The organism is Rahnella sp. PD4, from assembly GCF_049199325.1.
Lineage (GTDB): Bacteria > Pseudomonadota > Gammaproteobacteria > Enterobacterales > Enterobacteriaceae > Rahnella > Rahnella perminowiae.
Genome location: NZ_JBLZQF010000001.1, coordinates 689,127 through 708,880, shown reverse-complemented (window position 1 = coordinate 708,880; position 19,754 = coordinate 689,127). Strand labels below are relative to the sequence as shown.

General features: G+C 52.6%; 14 protein-coding genes. 7 read left to right on the top strand and 7 right to left on the bottom strand.

Going from position 1 to position 19,754, the window contains the following annotated elements:
* Both lsrF and lsrG read left to right on the top strand, forming a co-directional pair.
* Entirely contained in the window at positions 1 to 876 is an 876-nt protein-coding gene (lsrF, locus tag ACOZIO_RS03100; protein ID WP_129990381.1) for a 3-hydroxy-5-phosphonooxypentane-2,4-dione thiolase, read from the top strand.
* Between the two features lie 3 nt (positions 877 to 879).
* Complete coding sequence (gene lsrG / locus ACOZIO_RS03095) at positions 880 to 1,170, top strand: (4S)-4-hydroxy-5-phosphonooxypentane-2,3-dione isomerase (RefSeq protein WP_129990380.1); 291 nt, start codon at positions 880 to 882, stop codon at positions 1,168 to 1,170.
* A gap of 630 nt (positions 1,171 to 1,800) precedes the next feature.
* Here lsrG and xylB read toward each other — a convergent pair.
* A complete protein-coding gene (gene xylB / locus ACOZIO_RS03090; protein ID WP_235172927.1) occupies positions 1,801 to 3,252 on the bottom strand; it encodes a xylulokinase in 1,452 nt (483 codons plus the stop codon).
* Positions 3,253 to 3,343: 91 nt separating this feature from the next.
* Positions 3,344 to 4,663 (bottom strand): xylose isomerase, encoded by a 1,320-nt coding sequence (xylA, locus tag ACOZIO_RS03085; RefSeq protein WP_129951531.1) that lies wholly within the window; start codon positions 4,661 to 4,663, stop codon positions 3,344 to 3,346.
* A 382-nt stretch (positions 4,664 to 5,045) separates the two neighbouring features.
* On the opposite strand from xylA, the gene xylF reads away from it, so the two are divergent.
* The 4 genes from xylF (at position 5,046) to xylR (ending at position 10,206) form a co-directional block, all read left to right on the top strand.
* A complete protein-coding gene (gene xylF, locus ACOZIO_RS03080) occupies positions 5,046 to 6,038 on the top strand; it encodes a D-xylose ABC transporter substrate-binding protein (RefSeq protein WP_129952122.1) in 993 nt (330 codons plus the stop codon).
* Positions 6,039 to 6,103: 65 nt separating this feature from the next.
* On the top strand, positions 6,104 to 7,645 hold the full coding sequence (locus ACOZIO_RS03075; RefSeq protein ID WP_129951530.1) for a xylose ABC transporter ATP-binding protein: 1,542 nt from the start codon (positions 6,104 to 6,106) through the stop codon (positions 7,643 to 7,645).
* The gene (gene xylH / locus ACOZIO_RS03070; RefSeq protein WP_129990378.1) at positions 7,638 to 8,837 is read left to right on the top strand and encodes a xylose ABC transporter permease XylH; all 1,200 of its coding nucleotides are present in this window, start codon (positions 7,638 to 7,640) and stop codon (positions 8,835 to 8,837) included. The genes ACOZIO_RS03075 and xylH overlap by 8 nt, the downstream gene beginning before the upstream one ends.
* Positions 8,838 to 9,018: 181 nt before the next feature.
* Positions 9,019 to 10,206, top strand: a complete 1,188-nt coding sequence (gene xylR / locus ACOZIO_RS03065) for a D-xylose utilization transcriptional activator XylR (RefSeq protein WP_129951528.1) — start codon at positions 9,019 to 9,021, stop codon at positions 10,204 to 10,206.
* Between the two features lie 59 nt (positions 10,207 to 10,265).
* On the opposite strand, the gene yicI is transcribed toward xylR, so the two are convergent.
* From yicI to ACOZIO_RS03050, 3 genes are all read right to left on the bottom strand, one after another.
* Positions 10,266 to 12,590 (bottom strand): alpha-xylosidase, encoded by a 2,325-nt coding sequence (gene yicI, locus ACOZIO_RS03060; RefSeq protein WP_421594925.1) that lies wholly within the window; start codon positions 12,588 to 12,590, stop codon positions 10,266 to 10,268.
* 176 nt (positions 12,591 to 12,766) lie between these two features.
* Positions 12,767 to 14,134: a glycoside-pentoside-hexuronide family transporter gene (locus ACOZIO_RS03055; RefSeq protein ID WP_129951526.1), complete on the bottom strand. Its 1,368-nt coding sequence runs from the start codon at positions 14,132 to 14,134 to the stop codon at positions 12,767 to 12,769.
* Between the two features lie 214 nt (positions 14,135 to 14,348).
* Positions 14,349 to 15,422 (bottom strand): sugar ABC transporter substrate-binding protein, encoded by a 1,074-nt coding sequence (locus tag ACOZIO_RS03050; RefSeq protein WP_235172925.1) that lies wholly within the window; start codon positions 15,420 to 15,422, stop codon positions 14,349 to 14,351.
* 315 nt (positions 15,423 to 15,737) lie between these two features.
* On the opposite strand from ACOZIO_RS03050, the gene ACOZIO_RS03045 reads away from it, so the two are divergent.
* A complete protein-coding gene (locus ACOZIO_RS03045; RefSeq protein ID WP_421594924.1) occupies positions 15,738 to 16,889 on the top strand; it encodes a PQQ-dependent sugar dehydrogenase in 1,152 nt (383 codons plus the stop codon).
* A 71-nt stretch (positions 16,890 to 16,960) separates the two neighbouring features.
* Here the strand turns inward: ACOZIO_RS03045 and ACOZIO_RS03040 are convergent, their stop codons facing one another.
* Together ACOZIO_RS03040 and ACOZIO_RS03035 are read right to left on the bottom strand one after the other, a co-directional pair.
* The gene (locus ACOZIO_RS03040) at positions 16,961 to 18,244 is read right to left on the bottom strand and encodes an MFS transporter (RefSeq protein ID WP_421594923.1); all 1,284 of its coding nucleotides are present in this window, start codon (positions 18,242 to 18,244) and stop codon (positions 16,961 to 16,963) included.
* Positions 18,241 to 19,662, bottom strand: coding sequence for a M20 family metallopeptidase (locus ACOZIO_RS03035; RefSeq protein WP_217138323.1), 1,422 nt, complete (start codon positions 19,660 to 19,662; stop codon positions 18,241 to 18,243). The genes ACOZIO_RS03040 and ACOZIO_RS03035 overlap by 4 nt, the downstream gene beginning before the upstream one ends.
* Positions 19,663 to 19,754 lie beyond the last annotated feature (92 nt).

Sequence of the window (19,754 nt, the reverse complement as noted above, 5' to 3'; positions counted from 1 at the left end):
ATGGCAGATCTGGACGATATCAGAGACGGTAAAAATTTCGGCATCGGCACGCCGCAGGACAATCATGCATTCTTCCTTAAAGGCAGCGGTCAGCTTGACTGGGGAATGCAATCGCGGCTGGCGCGGATTTTCAATCCTCATTCAGGCCGGACGGTTATGCTGGCATTTGATCATGGCTATTTTCAGGGGCCGACGACGGGTCTTGAACGTATCGACATTAATATTGCGCCTTTGTTTGCGCACACTGACGTACTGATGTGTACCCGTGGCGTGCTGCGCAGCGTGGTGCCTGCTGCGGTGAACAAACCCGTAGTGATGCGGGCTTCCGGCGGTAACTCTATCCTGACTGAACTCTCAAATGAAGCGGTGGCGGTAGCGATAGAAGATGCGCTGCGCCTGAATGTCGCAGCAATGGCGGCACAGGTATATATCGGCAGTGAATATGAACATCAGTCGATTAAAAACATCATCCAGCTGGTTGATCAGGGGATGCGTTATGGCATGCCGACCATGGCGGTGACCGGTGTGGGTAAAGATATGGCGCGTGACCAGCGTTACTTCTCGCTGGCAACCCGAATTGCTGCTGAAATGGGCGCGAACATTATCAAAACCTATTACGTCGATGAAGGTTTTGAGCGTGTGGCAGCGGGATGTCCGGTACCCATCGTGATTGCAGGCGGTAAAAAACTGCCGGAACGTGAGGCGCTGGAGATGTGTTATCAGGCTATTGATCAGGGCGCTTCCGGAGTGGATATGGGGCGCAACATCTTCCAGTCTGAATCGCCGGTCGCGATGCTAAAAGCGGTGAAGGCGGTGGTACATGAAAACGCCAGCGTGGTCCATGCCTACGAACTGTTCCTGAGCGAAAAGGGGTGAATCATGGAAGTGACACTGGTCGAAATTAACATTCACCCGGAAAAGGTGGATGAGTTCCTGGCGGTATTTCACGCTAATCATTTGGGCGCGGTGAAGGAACCGGGAAATCTCAGGTTTGATGTGCTGCAGGATGAGTCGGTACCGACACGATTCTTTATCTATGAAGCCTATCAGGATAACGAGGCTGTACTGGCGCACAAAAAAACAGCGCATTATCTGAAATGTGTCGAAGCGCTGGAGGGGATTATGTCGGAGCCGAGGAAGAAGACAACCTTCAAGGGGATTTACCCTTGACCTGTCATTTTTAACTGCAACTGCAAAACCGTGGGCGTCGGCCCACACCGACCAGAGACCCGGTAACGCGCGGGCCTCTGGACTCCGCGCTTTTTTCATTGCGCGCTATCGCTGGTATGAAGGACATATTCTGGTGCATCAGTGTGTGGCCATTGCGCGCTATCGCTGGTATGAAGGACATATTCTGGTGCATCAGTGTGTGGCGCAAAATGTCATCGCTGCGCGATTCCCGAATTTCAGGCTTCGAGCCATAGGTCTCGAACCATTCATTCGGTGCCATTTTTGAGCACGCCAATCAACCTTTTAAAAGATGAAAAACAGTCTGCCGTTGATTTAAAGATCGTGCGGGCGATTCAGGAATCTTGCTGAACGGAGCGGCCTGGAGACCAGAGGCTCCAGGACCGAGAGAAGGCACCGCGCAGCGGCAAGATTTCCAGCCTGTCGCTGCGATACCTGAAACATAGCCGGCGCGCGGATCACGTGTTTGAAAAAGCGAGGGGAGTTCAGAGGGGAAAAGCTTTTCCCCTCTGGTCGGTTTCGGCACTGTGCTTCAGGTGACCGCTGCACTTGAGAAACCGAAATCTTCCCGATCAGGCCTTCATTGACATTGCCCTGATGGCCAATCCGCCATTACATCAATCCCTCAAGTCTCACATACAACTCCCTGAACACTTTCCGCCGTTCCGCATACGCAGTGTGCTTATCAGCATCCGGCTGATGCACTTGCTCAAGTGGCAGTTCCGGCAGGAACTGCTCCGGCGGTTTTCCCGGATTCATGGCGATTTGCGCTAAACGCGCTGCGCCAAGTGCCGGGCCGACGTCGCCACCCGTGCGGTATTCCAGCGTTTTGCCGCTGATGTCTGCCAGCATCTGACGCCAGTACGGGCTGCGGGCACCGCCGCCAATGAGGGTGACGCTGTGCGGTATCAGGCCGGTTGCATGCAGCACATCCATGCCGTCAGCCAGTGCGAAACCGACACCTTCGAGAACGGCACGGGCGATATCCGCAGGGCCATGCTGATGTGTCAGACCGAACAAAACACCTTTGGCATTCGGGTTATTATGCGGAGTCCGCTCGCCGGAGAGATACGGCAAAAACCATACGGGTGCATTTGCGACCGGAGCCTTTTCAGCCAGATTGATCAGTTCGCCAACGGATGCGGAGCCAGTCAGGTTTGCGGCCCAATCCAGACATGAGGCGGCGCTAAGTATGACGGACATCAAATGCCAGGTATCCGGCAGCGCATGACAGAAACTGTGTACTGCCTGCTGCGGATTACTCAGGAAACCGTCGCTGACGGCGAAATATACACCGGATGTGCCGAGGGAAAGCATAGCTTGTCCGGTTTTGTATAATCCGACACCGACGGCACCCGCCGCATTATCACCACCACCGGCAATCACGGGCACGGAATCCATATTCCAGCGTGAGGCGATTTCAGGCAGCAGATGCCCGGTAATCTGGTTGCCTTCGAAAAGAGCGGGCATCTGTTCGCGGGTCAGGCCGGTTGCAGTAAGTAATGCGTCGCTCCAGTCGCGCCTGGCAACATCCAGCCACATGGTGCCAGCGGCATCTGACATATCGCTGGCGAAAACGCCGGTTATCAGCCAGCGCAGATAATCTTTTGGCAGCAAGACCTTGTTTATTTTAGCAAATACAGCCGGTTCGTTTTTACGCAACCAGAGCAGCTTAGGGGCAGTAAAACCAGGCATCATCAGGTTACCGGTGATCTGGCGGGACGTAGGGACTTCCGCCTCCAGTTGCTGACACTGGCTGAAACTGCGACCGTCGTTCCATAAAATGGCCGGACGTAAGACTTTTTGCTGTGCGTCCAGCAGAGTAGCGCCATGCATCTGACCGGTCAGGCCAATCGCTTTTACACCCCGCAGAGAGTGTTGTTGTGACAGTGCAGATACTGCGCGGTCCGTTGCATCCCACCAGTCGGCAGGATTTTGCTCAGACCACAACGGATGCGGGCGGGAAAGGGTTAATGCCTCACTGTGGCTGGCGACCACCCCACCTTCTTCGCTAAGCAAAATGGCTTTGACGCCAGAGGTGCCCAGATCTAATCCGAGATACATAATTTTCCCTTATCTGTTGATCCGAACCTGTAACGTTTAACGCCCTGCAATTCCGCCAATAGCGGGCAGGGCGCCAACTTATTTTAACCGGTTAACCAAACAGGTAGCGGTTAACCAGATTTTCCAGACGCTCCTGCTGACCGCTCTGGTGCTGAGGAGCCAGCGCATTTTGTTGCGCATAGCTGCTCAGGGTTTCCAGTGACATTTTGCCCTGCAGGATCTGCTGACCTAATTCTGTGTTCCAGCCAGCGTAACGCTGGGCAACGTGCTTATCGAGCTCACGGCTTTCAATCATACGGGCTGCCACTTTCAGCGCCAGCGCCATGGTGTCCATTCCGCCGATATGGCCGTAGAACAGGTCATATTTATCGGTGCTTTGGCGACGAACTTTCGAGTCAAAATTCAGACCACCGGTAGTGAAACCGCCTGCTTTGATGATTTCATACATTACCAGTGCATTTTCTTCCACGCTGTTCGGGAACTGATCGGTATCCCAGCCACATTGCGGGTCGCCACGGTTAGCATCGACGGAACCGAAGATACCGAGAGCAATTGCGTTAGCAATTTCATGGTGGAATGAGTGACCGGCCAGCGTGGCATGATTGGCCTCGATATTCACTTTAATCTCTTTTTCCAGACCGAACTGTTTCAGGAAGCCATACACGGAAGCGACATCATAATCGTACTGATGTTTGGTCGGTTCCTGCGGTTTGGGTTCGATCAACAGCGTGCCCTGAAAACCAATTTTATGTTTATGCTCAACCACCATCTGCATGAAGCGACCCAGCTGTTCGCGTTCCTGACGAAGATCAGTGTTGAGCAGGGTTTCGTACCCTTCACGGCCACCCCACAGCACGTAATTTTCGCCGCCCAGTTGTTTGGTGGCGTTCATAGCGTGCACAACCTGTGCGGCGGCCCAAGTATAAATTTCTGGATTAGGATTGGTTGCTGCGCCTGCGCCGTAACGTGGATGGGTGAAGCAGTTAGCTGTACCCCACAATAATTTTACCCCGCTGGCTTCCTGTTTTTGCGCCAGTACATCGGTCATGATGGCAAAATTATTCACGTATTCTTTAATTGATGCGCCTTCCGGCGAGACGTCAACGTCATGGAAGCAATAATAAGGGACGTTCAGTTTCTGGAAAAATTCAAATGCAACATCCGCCTTGCGTTTAGCCAGTTCCAGCGCATCGCCCGCTTGCTGCCACGGGCGATCAAAGGCACCCACGCCGAACATATCGTTGCCGTTCCAGCAGAATGTATGCCAGTAACAGGCGGCGAAACGCAGATGCTCAGCCATCGTTTTGCCGAGGATCACTTCTTCAGGGTTGTAATGACGGAATGCCAACGGGTTAGTGCTGTTAGCACCTTCGTAGCGGACTGCGTCGAGTTTGTCGAAATATGCGTGCATTGATAACTCCTTGAAAACGGGCCCAGCGGGACTGGGAGGCTGAGGCTCTATCTTCGGAGTTGACGTTTAATCTCACAATTACGTTATTTCACACTCAATTTAATAGAATTATTAAGTGTGCGGCAGATCGCATAAATAACCCTTTTTCTTGTCATTTTTTACCCGCTTTCCATGACATCACGATAATAAAAGTACCTGGCTTGTGCGTATTACAATCAAACCATGATCACCATCATAGTTCCTAAAATAAACAAAAAATCGTAATGCAGTGATTAAAATCTGCAATTGCCGATTAATTACCCAGCGACAACAATCCTTGTGTCATTGCTGTACATACTTCTCTGTATCTGCCTCTACTTATTCTTATAAAAGGTCTGACATGATGAAAATGAATAAAGTAATTCTTTCTGCCTGTGCCGCATTAGTGCTTTTTAGCCAGTCAGGGTTAGCGAAAGAAATTAAAATTGGCATGGCTATTGATGACTTACGTTTAGAACGCTGGCAAAAAGACCGTGATATTTTTGTGGCTAAAGCCAAAACGCTGGGAGCGGATGTTTTTGTGCAATCCGCCAACGGCAATGAAGAAACACAAATGGCGCAGATTGAAAATATGATCAATCGCGGCGTTGATGTGCTGGTCATCATTCCGTACAACGGCGAAGTGCTCAGTAACGTGATTGCCGAAGCTAAGCAGGAAGGCATCAAAGTGCTGGCGTATGACCGCATGATCAACAACGCGGATATTGATTTTTATATCTCTTTTGACAATGAAAAAGTCGGCGAACTCCAGGCACAAAGCCTGGTTCAGCGTGTACCGCAGGGAAATTATTTCCTGATGGGGGGCTCACCGGTGGATAACAATGCCAAGCTGTTCCGCGCTGGCCAGATGAAGGTGCTGAATCCGCTCATCAAAGACGGAAAGATTAAAATCGTGGGCGATCAGTGGGCTGACGGGTGGTTGCCGGAAAACGCCTTAAAAATTATGGAAAATGCCCTGACCGCTAACAACAATAAAATTGATGCGGTGGTGGCATCTAACGATGCAACAGCCGGGGGCGCAGTGCAGGCACTGTCAGCACAAGGGCTGGCAGGGAAAGTGGCTATTTCGGGGCAGGATGCCGACCTTGCTGCAATTAAACGAATCGAAGCCGGCACTCAAACCATGACCGTTTACAAGCCAATTACTAAACTGGCCAATGATGCTGCAGAAATTGCAGTGCAGTTAGGTAAAGGAGAAACCCCTAAATCAAATGCCACATTAAATAATGGTAAAAAAGAGGTGCCATCTTATTTATTGACACCGATTCAGGTGGATAAAAGTAATATTGAAAGCACCGTAGTGGCTGATGGATTCCACAAAAAGTCAGACCTTTAATTTTTCAATATTTTCTATGGAAACAACACCTCCTTGTGGAGGTGTTGTTTCTGCCGGGGGTGAAAATGCCAGAACAATATGAAAAATTACCGTTGCTGGATATGCGCAATATCACTAAGAGGTTTGGTGTGGTAAAAGCCGTTGATAATATTAGCCTGACGTTATCTGCGGGAGAAGTGTTATCACTGTGCGGTGAAAATGGGTCAGGTAAATCCACATTAATGAAAGTGTTGTGCGGTATTTATCCGCAAGGCACATTTGAAGGTGAAATTTATTTTTCAGGAGAACGGCTTACAGCGAAGGGTATCCGGGATACCGAGCAAAAAGGAATTGCGATTATTCATCAGGAACTCGCGCTGGTAAAACAACTGAGCGTACTGGAAAACATGTTTCTGGGAAATGAGTGGGGCAGTTACGGGATGCTCGATACCGATAAAATGTATTTGCGCTGCCAGCGCATGCTGGCGCAGGTCAAACTCAATATTGACCCGCATACACGGGTTGGTGAACTGGGCCTTGGGCAGCGGCAACTGGTTGAAATTGCCAAAGCGCTGAACAAGCAGGTCCGGTTGCTGGTGCTGGACGAACCGACGGCGTCTCTGACCGAAAGTGAAACGGCGATTTTGCTCGATATCATTCGTGACCTGCGTCATCACGATATCGCCTGCATTTACATTTCCCACAAACTCAACGAAGTCAAAGCCATTTCCGACAAACTGTGTGTGATCCGTGATGGGAGACATATCGCCACCTGCAATGCCGCAGGGACATCTGAGAAAGAAATTATCGCCATGATGGTGGGGCGCGAACTGACTGAACTCTTTCCGTCCCGTGAACGCCAGATCGGTGAAGAAATTTTACGGGTGGAAAATCTCACTGCCTGGCATCCGGTTAACCGGCATATCAAACGGGTGGATAACGCCGGTTTTACCCTGCGGCAGGGCGAGGTGCTGGGTGTCGCCGGGCTGGTGGGTGCCGGAAGAACAGAAATGATGGAATGTTTGTACGGTGTTTATCCCGGGCGCTGGTCGGGAGATATCTGGTTGCAAGGTTCAAAAGTGCAGATCACCGATTGCCGTGATGCGATGCGCCGCGGGCTGGCGATGGTGCCTGAAGACCGTAAACGTGACGGCATCGTGCCGGTGATGGCGGTTGGCAGCAACATTACGCTGGCGGCGTTAAGTCAGTTCAGCGGCGGCGGTGTTCTGCGCGAAGCCCAGGAACAGCACACTATCAGTGAGTCAGTGAAGCAACTCAAAATCAAAACATCTTCTCCCGAACTGGCGATCGGGCGGCTCAGTGGTGGCAATCAGCAAAAAGCCATTCTGGCGAGGTGTCTGCTGCTCAAACCTAAAATCCTCATTCTTGATGAACCGACGCGCGGGATCGACGTCGGGGCAAAACATGAAATTTACAAATTGATCGGCCAGCTCGCGGCGCAGGGAATGGCGATTATCGTCATCTCATCAGAGTTACCCGAAGTGCTGGGGCTCAGCGATCGGGTAGTAGTGATGCATCTCGGGCAGGTCAAAGCCTGTCTGGATAACAATAATTTAAGTCAGGAACAGGTCATGGAAGCCGCACTGAGGAGTGAATCTTATGTCTAAATTTCCACAGCCGGGAACCCCGTCTGCGTCAGCCCGTCCCGATGAGGCTGACGTGTTATTTTCGATACAGAAACTAAAAAGCATTAACCTGCAGGTATTCGTCATGCTGGCGGCCATTGCGGTGATTATTGTCTTTTTCAGCGTGACCACCGATGGCGCATATATCAGTGCCCGTAACGTGTCTAACCTGCTGCGCCAGACGGCAATCACCGGCATTCTGGCTGTCGGTATGGTATTTGTCATTATCTCGGCGGAAATCGACCTGTCAGTCGGCTCCATGATGGGATTACTCGGTGGCGCGGCGGCAATTTTCGATGTCTGGCTCGGCTGGCCGTTGCCGCTCACTATTGTGGTGACACTGGCGCTCGGATTGTTACTGGGTGCCTGGAATGGCTGGTGGGTCGCGTATCGCAAGGTCCCCTCGTTTATCGTAACCCTGGCCGGAATGCTGGCGTTTCGCGGCATTCTGATTGGTATCACCAGCGGCACCACGGTATCGCCGACAACCCCTGCCATGTCATTAATTGGTCAGAGTTATCTGCCTGATTCTTTCGGTTTTGGTATTGGCGCCATTGCGCTGGCCCTGTTCATTGGCTGGCAATGGCGCAGGCGCAAACAGCGGGCGGCACTGGGTTTGCCGCTGACAGCAGCAAAAAGTGATGTGACCCGTCAGGCTCTCACTGCGATTATTGCGCTGGGGGCTATTTACCTGCTCAATGATTATCGCGGTGTGCCGACGCCCGTGCTGATTCTGGTGGCGCTGATGCTGGGCGGCATGTTCATGGCCTCCCGTACTGCATTTGGTCGCCGTATTTATGCGATTGGCGGCAACATAGAAGCGGCACGGTTATCCGGCGTTAACGTGGAGCGCAGCAAACTGGCGGTGTTTGCGATCAACGGGCTGATGGTAGCGATTGCCGGTCTGATCCTCAGTTCGCGGTTGGGGGCTGGTTCGCCTTCGGCGGGCAATATCGCGGAACTGGATGCCATCGCGGCTTGTGTTATTGGCGGAACCAGCCTTGCAGGCGGTGTTGGCAGCGTGGCCGGTGCCGTTATGGGGGCTTTCATTATGGCCTCGCTGGATAACGGCATGAGTATGCTGGATGTGCCGACGTTCTGGCAATACATCGTCAAAGGCGCGATTTTACTGCTGGCGGTCTGGATGGATTCTGCGACCAAACGGCGCGCATAAAGTCAGCGAAGATCACCGTGATGGCGGACTGTCATTCAGGAAAACCTGAGGAGCCTCACAAATTCGCTATGCCAAATCTACGTAAGCCCTTGTGTTGTGCTATTGACCAACCCAATCAGCCTCATTCATTAGTGCAAATGAATGAGGCTTTAGTCTATTAGATCATCGGTGAGAAACAGGTATGTTTGAAAAACGTTATCGGATCACGTTGTTATTTAACGCCAATAAAGTCTATGACCGTCAGGTCGTCGAAGGCGTAGGTGAATACCTTCAGGCCTCACAAAGTGACTGGGATATCTTTATTGAGGAAGATTTCCGCTGTCGCATCGACAACATTAAAGACTGGCTAGGTGATGGCGTGATCGCCGATTTTGACGACCGTGAAATTGAAACGTTGCTCGAAGGTCTCAACGTGCCGATTGTCGGCGTGGGCGGTTCCTATCATCAGGAAGAAGATTATCCGCCGGTACATTATATCGCTACCGACAACTACGCACTGGTTGAAGCGGCCTTTATGCACCTGAAAGAAAAGGGGATTAACCGTTTTGCATTTTACGGTCTGCCTGATGCAGGGGGAAAGCGCTGGGCGCAGGAACGCGAGCATGCGTTCAGAAAGCTGGTGTCTGCCGAGCAGTATCAGGGCGTAGTCTATCAGGGCATGGAAACCGCACCGGAAAACTGGCAGCACGCCCAGAACCGGCTGGCGGATTGGATCCAGACACTGCCACAGCAAACCGGCATTATTGCTGTCACCGACGCCCGGGCGCGGCATCTGTTACAGGTATGCGAGCATCTGAATATTCCTGTGCCAGAAAAGCTTTGCGTCATTGGTATCGATAATGAGGAACTGACGCGCTACCTGTCGCGTGTCGCGTTGTCATCCGTAGTACAGGGCACGCGTCAGATGGGCTATCGCGCCGCGAAACTTTTGCATCAGTTGTTGGATCAGCGCGAATTGCCGTTACAGCGTATTCTGGTGCCGCCGGTGAAGGTAGTAGAGCGTCGTTCAACGGATTTCCGATCACTGCGTGACCCTGCCGTCATTCAGGCTATGCATTACATCCGTTATCACGCCTGCAAAGGGATTAAAGTTGAGCAGGTGCTGGATGCCATTGGCATGTCGCGATCTAACCTTGAGAAACGTTTTAAAGATGAAACCGGGCAAACGATTCACGGAGTGATCCACGAAGAAAAACTCGATCGTGCCCGCAATCTGCTGGCCGCCACCTCGATTTCCATCAATGAGATCTCGCAAATGTGCGGTTATCCCTCGCTGCAATATTTCTATTCAGTATTTAAAAAAGGCTATGAAATGACGCCTAAAGAATACCGTAGCATTCATGGCGAAAGTGTTTATCAGGACGTTTAGGCACCGCATAAAAAAGCCCCGCAGCCCGGAAAGGCGGCGAGGCCGGTTATTGATGAATTTTATAACGTAATCACGAACTCTTTACAGCCCGCTTCGGGTGTCAGGACGATGCCCGATGCCTGAATTGCTGATGTGCCCTGACTAAAACCGGCTATCTGCTGAATATTACGCAGACAGAGCGTCCAGCCTGGCGCGTCGCCTTTACTGGTCAGAATGATGGTGTTGCCATTGCGCACCGCGCTGAGAGTGAAGACGGTTTTCCCGCTCAGATCCGTGATCGCGCTTTCCGCGACCGCGCCTTCTTCCAGTTCGAACAAATGGAATTGAGGCTGCTGGTTGTAAACATAATCCGGCTTCTGATCATTGCTGCCAAGCGCCAGCAAGGTATTCGGACGGACATACAACGGCAAACTGTCGAAGCCATGCTGCTGACGATGCCAGCGTGAGCCTTCAGCCACGTCGTTGCTCAGAAGATGCGTCCAGCGGCCTTGCGGCAGATAGAAATCGACGTCGCCTTCTTCGCTGAAAACGGGGGCCACCAGCAGGTCGTCACCGAGCATATATTGGCGATCGAGATAATCGCATGCCGGATCTTCAGGGAACTCCAGCATCATGGCGCGCATCACCGGCGTTCCATGACTGGCGGCCTGTGCAGATGCCGGGTAGAGATACGGCATCAGGCGGCATTTAAGCTGCGTGAACTGGCGTACCACGTCGCAGGCTTCATCGTCATATACCCACGGCACACGATAGGATTTACTGCCATGCAGGCGGCTGTGACTGGAGAGCAGGCCGAATGCGCACCAGCGTTTGTAGATATGTGCCGGTGCGGTGTTTTCGAAGCCGCCAATGTCATGGCTCCAGAAACCAAAGCCGGACAACCCGATGGATAATCCGCCGCGCAGGCTTTCAGCCATGGACTCGTAAGTGGCATAACAGTCACCACCCCAGTGAACCGGGAATTGTTGTGCGCCCACCGAGGCTGAGCGGGCAAACAGGACTGCTTCATCGGCACCAAGCTTATCCTGCAATGTTTCGTACACCAGTTTGTTGTACACAAACGCATAATGGTTATGCATCTTCTGCGGATCACTGCCGTCGTGCCAGATAACATCGGTAGGAATACGTTCACCGAAATCGGTTTTGAAGCAATCTACTCCCATATCCACCAGACGTTTCAGGTGTCCGGCGTACCATTCGCAGGCCTGTGGATTGGTGAAATCGACAATCCCCATGCCTGCCTGCCATTTATCCCACTGCCAGACACGACCGTCAGGGCGTTTGAGCAGATAGCCTTTTACTTTGCCCTCATGGAACAGCGGCGATTTTTGGCCGATGTACGGATTGATCCACACGCAGATTTTCAGACCGCGCGCTTTCAGGCGCTGCAACATACCCTGTGGATCCGGGAAAGTTTGCGGATCCCATTCGAAATCACACCACTGGAAAGCCTTCATCCAGAAGCAGTCAAAATGGAAAACATGCAGTGGCAGTTCACGTTCTGCCATGCCGTCAATAAAGCTGTTGACGGTTGCTTCATCATAATTGGTGGTAAACGACGTCGTCAGCCACAGGCCAAATGACCAGGCTGGTGGAAGTGCAGGGCGGCCGGTCAGGCGGGTATAACGGTCGAGCACTTTTTTCGGCGTCGGGCCGTCGATAACAAAATATTCGAGATACTCGCCTTCCACGCTGAACTGCACCTTGGAGACTTTTTCAGAGCCAACTTCAAAAGACACACATTCGGGATGATTCACCAGCACGCCATAGCCGCGGTTCGTCAGGTAGAACGGAATGTTTTTGTAGGATTGCTCTGTGCTGGTGCCGCCGTCACGGTTCCAGGTCTCAACCGTCTGACCATTTTTAACCAGTGCGGTGAAACGCTCTCCCAGGCCGTAAACCGTTTCGCCGACGCCCAGATCCAGACGTTCCATCATGTAGGTTTTCTGTGTTTTCGCATCTTGCACATAGCCGTTAGACTTCGCAACACTGCCGGTGATCCGGCGGCCGTTGCGCAGGAAATCCAGCGTCCAGTTATTGCCTTTGGTCACACGAACACAGAGATCACCGCTGTGCAGTGCGGCGAATTCATCGTTATCTTCAAAACGCAGTTCTGGTGTGTCGGTTTGGATTAACGCGTAATGCGGGCCTTTCTCTCTTTCACCATCAAAATGAGTAATGCGTACACCTATTACGCCGGTCTGCGGTGAGAAGAAACGCAGCGTAAACAGCGGTGAGTCGAGCTGGCTGGCGCGTTCCGATGCATCTTTCGGCGCGGCGTAAATCACCATCTCATTTCCTGAGCGTTGTACTTCAAACACCTGAAGCGGATGCGTGAGTGACAATCCATCCTGGATCAACCAGTTACCATCACTGATTTTCATTAATTTTTCTCCTCTAGCCCTTCATCCTTCATACTGACTCTGCGTTGGCTGCCTTCGCGAACCCCGGCCACATACTTATGTATGCTCCCGGGGATTCACTGAGTTGCCCTCTTGATTCAGCACGAATGATTTTGGGCATGTTCAGTTAAAACAGTTTCAGTTCTTCAAAAGCAGATTTATTTCATAAATTCTTGCTGATTACGGCGGATGCCCTGTGCGACCTCATCAAGGATGCGGCGCAGCAGCGGGGTGCGAAGAATGTAATAGCGTTTACAGATGATGGCGCTCAGCAGATAACAGACGGCCGGAACCACCGTAAACAGTGCGACAATGCTGGTCATGGTGGCACTGTTTTGAGTGGCAGCACCGGACTGATAACCGGCACCTGCCAGCATCCAGCCGATCATGGCACCAGCCAGTGCCAGACCGAGTTTCAGCACAAACAGAGTGCCTGCAAAGCTGATACCCGTGAGGCGTTTTCCGTCGTTCCATTCACCGTAATCGACAGTGTCAGACATCATTACCCATTGAATCGGGGTCACGAGCTGATGGAGGACGCCGATAATAAAGATAAAGATAAACATCACAACGCTGCCGTGAACAGGTAGGAAGAACATGCCGATGCTCAGAACCGCCAGAATGGCGTTAGTCCACCAGAAAACGCTGACCTTACATTTCCAGTCGGTAAGCGGCTTCGCCAGTGCGCTGCCGATCAGGTTGCCGACGGAATACACGCCAAGGAACCAGGCGAACAGCACCGGATTGCCGAGAATGTACGTCACGTAATACATCATGGCGCCGCCGCGAACCGCGACCGCCATGATATTGAGGATGGTCAGCAGGCCGACAATACGCCACTGGTCGTTGTGCCAGATGTCACGTAAGTCTTCGCGCATGGTGCCGGTCGGTTTGCCCGGGTCAATACGTTCTTTGGTCGTGGCAAAACAAATCGCCAGCATCACGGCAGCGACAATCGCCAGTACCGCAATCCCGCCCTGATAACCGAGCGCTTTATTTTCACCGCCGATAAAGTTAACCAGCGGCATCATCAGCACGGTACTTAGCATGCCGCCTGCCGTGGCGAGAACAAAGCGGTACGATTGCAGCGAAATCCGCTGCGCCGGGTCAGAGGTAATCACACCGCCGAGAGCGCAATAAGGAATATTGACCACGGTATACATCAGCGTCAGCAGGGTATATGTGATGGCGGCATAAATCATTTTGCCGGTCATGCTTAGCTCCGGCGTGGTGTAGGTGAATACGCAGACGATGCCAAAAGGAATGGCGCCGAAGAGCACATAAGGGCGGAATTTTCCCCAGCGCGTGCGGGTACGGTCTGCCAGTAATCCCATGCACGGGTCCGAGATCGCGTCCAGTGCGCGGGCCAGCAGGAACATTGTACCGACGTAACCCGCCGGAATGCCGAAAATATCGGTATAGAAAAACATCATGTAGAGCATGACGTTATCGAAAATGATATGACTGGCGGCGTCACCTAATCCGTATCCAATCTTTTCCTTGACCGAAAGGATTTCTGTACTCATTGCGTGAATGTCCATATGAAAAGGGAGAGTACGTTTTTAACGGTTGGCGGGGGTCTGCGGCTATTGAGATTTTTGTTTCTGAATTTATGTTTCTTTATTTCTGTGATCGCACAAGGCAAACGGGGGAATGTTGAGCGGGAAAAGTGAGGGGAAGCGCCTGATATAGACCCGTAAAATGCTGAAAAAACCTCCCGTTTCCGGGAGGTCCAGGGGATTATTTTTTGTATTTGGCTTCCAGCGTCGCAAACCACGGTGCGGTGAAATCTGCAGATTTACCCCAGCCAGGAATGATTTTGCTCAGTCCGGTCACGTTGATGCCGTCCGGCTGGCTAAGCAGCAAAGATTGCGGAATTGTCTGCGCCGGGAATTCATAGGTTGCCGGGGTTTTCTCGCCGGCAATTTTGAGTGCCACAATTCGCAGGTTAACCGCACCAATCAGCTGTGTGTCCACCGCAGCCGTCATCTGCCACGGGCTGTCTTTTTCGCGCATCAGCTGTAAATCCTGGTTCGACACATCGATGCTGTAAAGTTTAATCTCGGTACGGCCATTTTCTTTCAGCGCCTTATATGCGCCCTGACTAAAGGCATCCCATGCACCCCAGATAGCGTCAATTTGCCCTTTCGGATATTTGGCGAGAATTGCACCGACTTTGTTTGCGGTATCGCCCTGCACATCAGAAGAGACTGCGCCGATAGATTCCAGTTGATGAATGCCCGGATTCTCTTTCAAAATCGCTTCGTAGGTTTTCTGGCGGCGTTCCATTGGCGGGAAACCGGCCACCCACAATTTGACGATATTGGCTTTACCGTTGAAATCTTTCACCAGCTGACCAACAGATGCTTTCGCCAGCGAGGCATCGTCCTGGCGGGTGACCGTAACGCCAGGAATGTTTTCCGGCACTTCGGTATCAAATGCGGACACCGCAATACCCGCTGCCGCGATGCGTTTCACCAGCGCCTCAGAATACGGGCCGCGCCCCTGTGACAGGATAATACCGTCGTATTTCTGGCTAATAGCCTGATTAACGAAATCCTGAAATTTCGCGTCATCGCCATTACTGAGGAAAGTATCCACTTTAAAGCCAAGCGCGCGTCCCTGTTTAATGGCACCGGCCAGAAACTGCGTGGTGTTATCGTCGGAGCCCAGATTACGGATAACCGCAATGCGCACAGGACCGTTGTGCTGAGCAATAACCGCAGGAACCGGCGCGGGTGTTTCACCGGCAGCGAACGCCGGCAGAGCGGAAAACAGGCTTAATGCCAGCAGGGAGGCGGATATTTTTTTCATTATTGAACAGCTCCGTCGGACGCGATGTTTTTTCTGGTGTTTTTGGGCGTAAATCCGGGAAGGCAATGCGGCTTTCCAGATTGAGGATGTGCAGAAGTCTGTCTGTCTGGACGTCTATTCTGTGAGGGCAGTTTACCGGTATGTTACAAAAGAGGGAATGCCTTGTTGTTATTATATTTCGCAGCGCTGTTATTCCTGTAGGTTATAGCCGTACGCAACCGCTGAGCAAAATCAGGGACATGGCCTAAACTGAATTTTGTCTGTGATTCTCATGTTTTCCTCTTCACCTGCAAAAATCACTTCGGGAGAAGCGCTATGCCATTTTCTTTGCGCGACACATTACTGCCTGCTTTTATAGCGATGATGTTAACCACCCACGTCTGTGCCGCCCCGAAATCCCCCGTTCCACCGCCGCTGGCCGGCGCACAGGTAACGGAACTGGCCAGGGGGCTCGATCACCCCTGGTCTTTGGCTTTTTTACCCGATAATCAGGGGGCATTGATTACCGAACGCAGCGGACAACTGCGGCTGTGGAAGCCGGACTCAGGATTGTCTGCGCCGTTGAACGGTGTACCGGCCGTCTGGGTCGCAGGACAGGCCGGTTTGTGGGACGTGCGCTTATCGCCTGATTTTGACAGTAACCGCCGGGTGTATCTGTCATTTGCGCAACCGGGAGAAAAGGGTGAACCACATGCCGCCCTGGGTTATGGCACATTGTCGGCGGACAATAAAACCCTGGCAGATTTTAAGGTCATATTTGTTCAGCAACCGGCCTTACAAAGCGGCATTAATCTCGGCGGGCGTATTGCATTTGATGACAAGGGCAATATTTTTCTGTCCACCGGTGACAATAACCAGCGCATTAACGCGCAGCATCTCAACCAGTTGCAAGGCAAAATTTTACGTCTGACAGCGGAAGGCGGGGTGCCGCAGGACAACCCGTTTGTTCACGACAAACGTGCGAAACCGGAAATCTGGACCTACGGTAATCGTAATCCGCAGGGGCTGGCGGTTAATCCGTGGAGCGGCGCGTTGTGGGAAACCGAACATGGTCCGCGCGGCGGCGATGAAGTGAATCTGCCGAAAGCCGGTAAAAACTACGGCTGGCCGCTGGCGACATTCGGGATCAACTATTCCGGACAGCCGATCCCGGAGGCCAAAGGCACCACGTTAGCAGGCGCGGAAGATCCGATTTATTACTGGAAAGTTTCACCGGCATTAAGTGGCATGGCGTTTTATAATGCGCAGAAATTCCCGCAATGGAAAAACTCGCTGTTTGTCGGCGCGCTGGCGTCAGAGTCGCTGATCCGCCTGACACTCGACGGGGAGAAAGTCACACATGAAGAGCGTTTACTCAGTGACCGCAAGGAACGTATTCGTGAAGTGCAGGTGGGTACTGACGGATTTGTTTATGTACTGACTGACGATCGTGACGGCAAATTACTGAAAGTGGCACCGCAGACTTAGCCGTTGAAGGATTAAGTCAATAAAAAAGGCGGGCCATTTTAGCCCGCCTCAGATTCAGCCTGTCAGATCCCTCAGTGCTGGGTTCTTTGCGCCCTGAACAATGCCCAGACGCTGAGCAAACCCACCATCATCAGATAGTAGCCCGGTGCCAGACTGCTGCCGGTGGCGGAAATCAGCAATGTACAGATGAAGGGCGCAAATCCACCGAACACGGTTACGGCGACGTTGTAGCTGATCGCCATGCCGCTGGCGCGGGTGGTGATCGGGAACAGGTCAGCCATCATCGACGGCACGGTGGAGAAATACACCGATTTCAGCAGTGCCAGCCAGCTTATCAGCAACAGCAAGGACATCGCGGAGGTATGTTGCAGCATCAGCCAGAACGCCGGATACACGGTCAGCAACAGCAAAATAAGCGACCCCCACATCAGCGGCAGACGGCCAATTTTCTCCGCCCACAATCCCATCACCGGTGTCACTACTGTCAGGATAATCCCGGCTGCCAGCGTGGCGCTGAACCCCGCCGACGCGGGTAAATGCAGCGTTTTGGTCGCGTACGTCGGCACGTAGTTGAGCATATAGTTAATGGCAGTAGAGACCACCATCAGACCAATCGCGGTAAAGAACAGACCTTTTTGCGCCCGCACGATTTCTTTCAACGGCGAGGCGGTTTTCCTGGCCTTGCTGAAACTGTCCGATTCCCGGATATGGCGGCGGATATACAAACCCACCGGCCCGATCAGCAGTCCGAAGATAAACGGGATCCGCCATCCCCAGTCCTGAAGTTGTGTTTCACTCAGCACTGCCGATAAGCCCAGTCCGAATGCTGATGCCAGCAGTGTACTCGCACCCTGTGTCGCGAATTGCCAGCTGGCGATAAATGCTTTGCGTTCCGGGAAGTGTTCGACCAGAAAAGCCGTAGAGCTGCCGAATTCGCCACCCGCTGAAAAACCTTGGATCAGACGAGCCGCCAGAATCAGCAGCGGAGCCACCATGCCGATAGTGCCGTAAGACGGCGTGATCACGATGATCAGGCCGCCGGCCATCATCAGGCTAATGGATAACAGCAACGAGGCTTTGCGCCCGTGCCTGTCCGCATAAGCGCCCAGCACAATGGCACCGAGCGGGCGGATCAGGAATGACACGCCGAAGCTGCCGAATGTCAGTAACAGGGAAACGGTCGGGTCGGATGTCGGGAAATAGGCATGAGCAATATAGCTGGCGAAAAAACCGTAAATCGCGATATCAAACCATTCCAGCGCGTTACCGATACAGGTCGCAAAAAGGGTTTTCATCAGGCCCGGTTTATCTGCCGCATTGCCTGTTGCGTTGGGTGAAGCCGTTAACTGGCTCATCGGGCACCTCCGGCATGATCACTGTGCTGAGCGAGCAGGGCGGTGCCGTGCTCACCGAAGTCCCATAACAGGTGGGTCATGATTGCCAGCCCTTCGCGTGCGACGGAAAGCAGCATATGTTCGTTGACGCCATGCTGACCACAGGCCGGATAGGAATGCGGCACCCATAACGTCGGCAGGCCGAGAATATCGGCAAAGACGTCATTGGGCAGTGAACCGCCGAGGTTCGGTAGCAGTGCCGGTTTTTTGCCGGTGGCTTGCTGCATGATATCCAGCGCCCAGCCCACCAGCGGGTCGGTCGGGTCAAAACGGGTGGCCGGCGAACCACGCATAAATTCCACTTCTACCTGCGGGAAACCGTGCGCATGTAGATGATCACGGACATGTTTTGTCAGGTTTTTCCAGTCAGTGCCAACCACAAAACGCAACTGACAGACCGCCGTAGCGCTGGCGGGGATGGCGTTCATCGGACGCTGCGGATTGCCGGTCAGGAATGACAGTACTTCCAGCGTATTCCAGGCATATAAACGCTCGGTGGGTGTCAGCCCGGCCTCGCCCCAGTCCGGGTCGATTTGCGGATCGTTTTTGTCACCCCCGACCTCAACATCACTGAGAATTTCCCGCACTGCATCACTGACAGCAGGAGGTTTAAGCGCTGCCACCTGTAACTGACCCTGTTGATTCACCAGCGAGGCCAGCGCATTGGCAAGCTGGATGCCGGGATTGGTCAGCAGACCGCCCCAGTTACCGGAGTGATAGGCGTTGTCGCGGGCATGGATACTCAGACGGAAATTTACCGCACCGCGCGAACCCAGAAACAACGTTGGACGTGCAGCGCTCAGGCGCGGGCCGTCGGATGCCAGAAAAATATCGGCGCTGAGTTCGTCATAATAGTCGCGGCAAAGTTCTGCCAGCCCGGGAGAGCTGATTTCCTCACCCATTTCAAACAGCAGTTTGCAGTTAAAGCCGAGGCGCCCGCCGCGTGCTTTAAAGATTTGTTCAAGTGCCGCAATGTTGACGCTGTGCTGGCCTTTGTTATCGGCGCTGCCGCGTCCGTACCAGCGATCGCCTTCCTCTTTCAACACCCACGGCGACAGATCACTGCGCCAGTTCTCATCGTCACCGAACACCACGTCGCCGTGACCATAGCTCAGTACGGTAGGCAATTTGCTGTCTTCGATGCGTGTAGCAATCAGGAAAGGTCGGTTGACGGCATGAGGATTTTCAATGCTGAGCAGGCTGAAACCCATCGCTGAAAGTGCCGGTTTAATCTCTTCATCCAGATAACGCGCCAGTTCTGCATCACGCAGCTGACTCTGGCTTTCAGTGGCAATAGCCACCCTGCGTGCCAACGTTCGTTTATATTCACCCTGATCAAACCAGGCTAATGCCTGTTCTACGATATTTTCCGCTGTCATGAATAACCTGCTTTTAAATGTTTTGAGGATTTATTGTTGGTTTTTTTAGCAGTTTCACTCTAAGCGCTGCGCAAGCGTTGCCACAATAATAA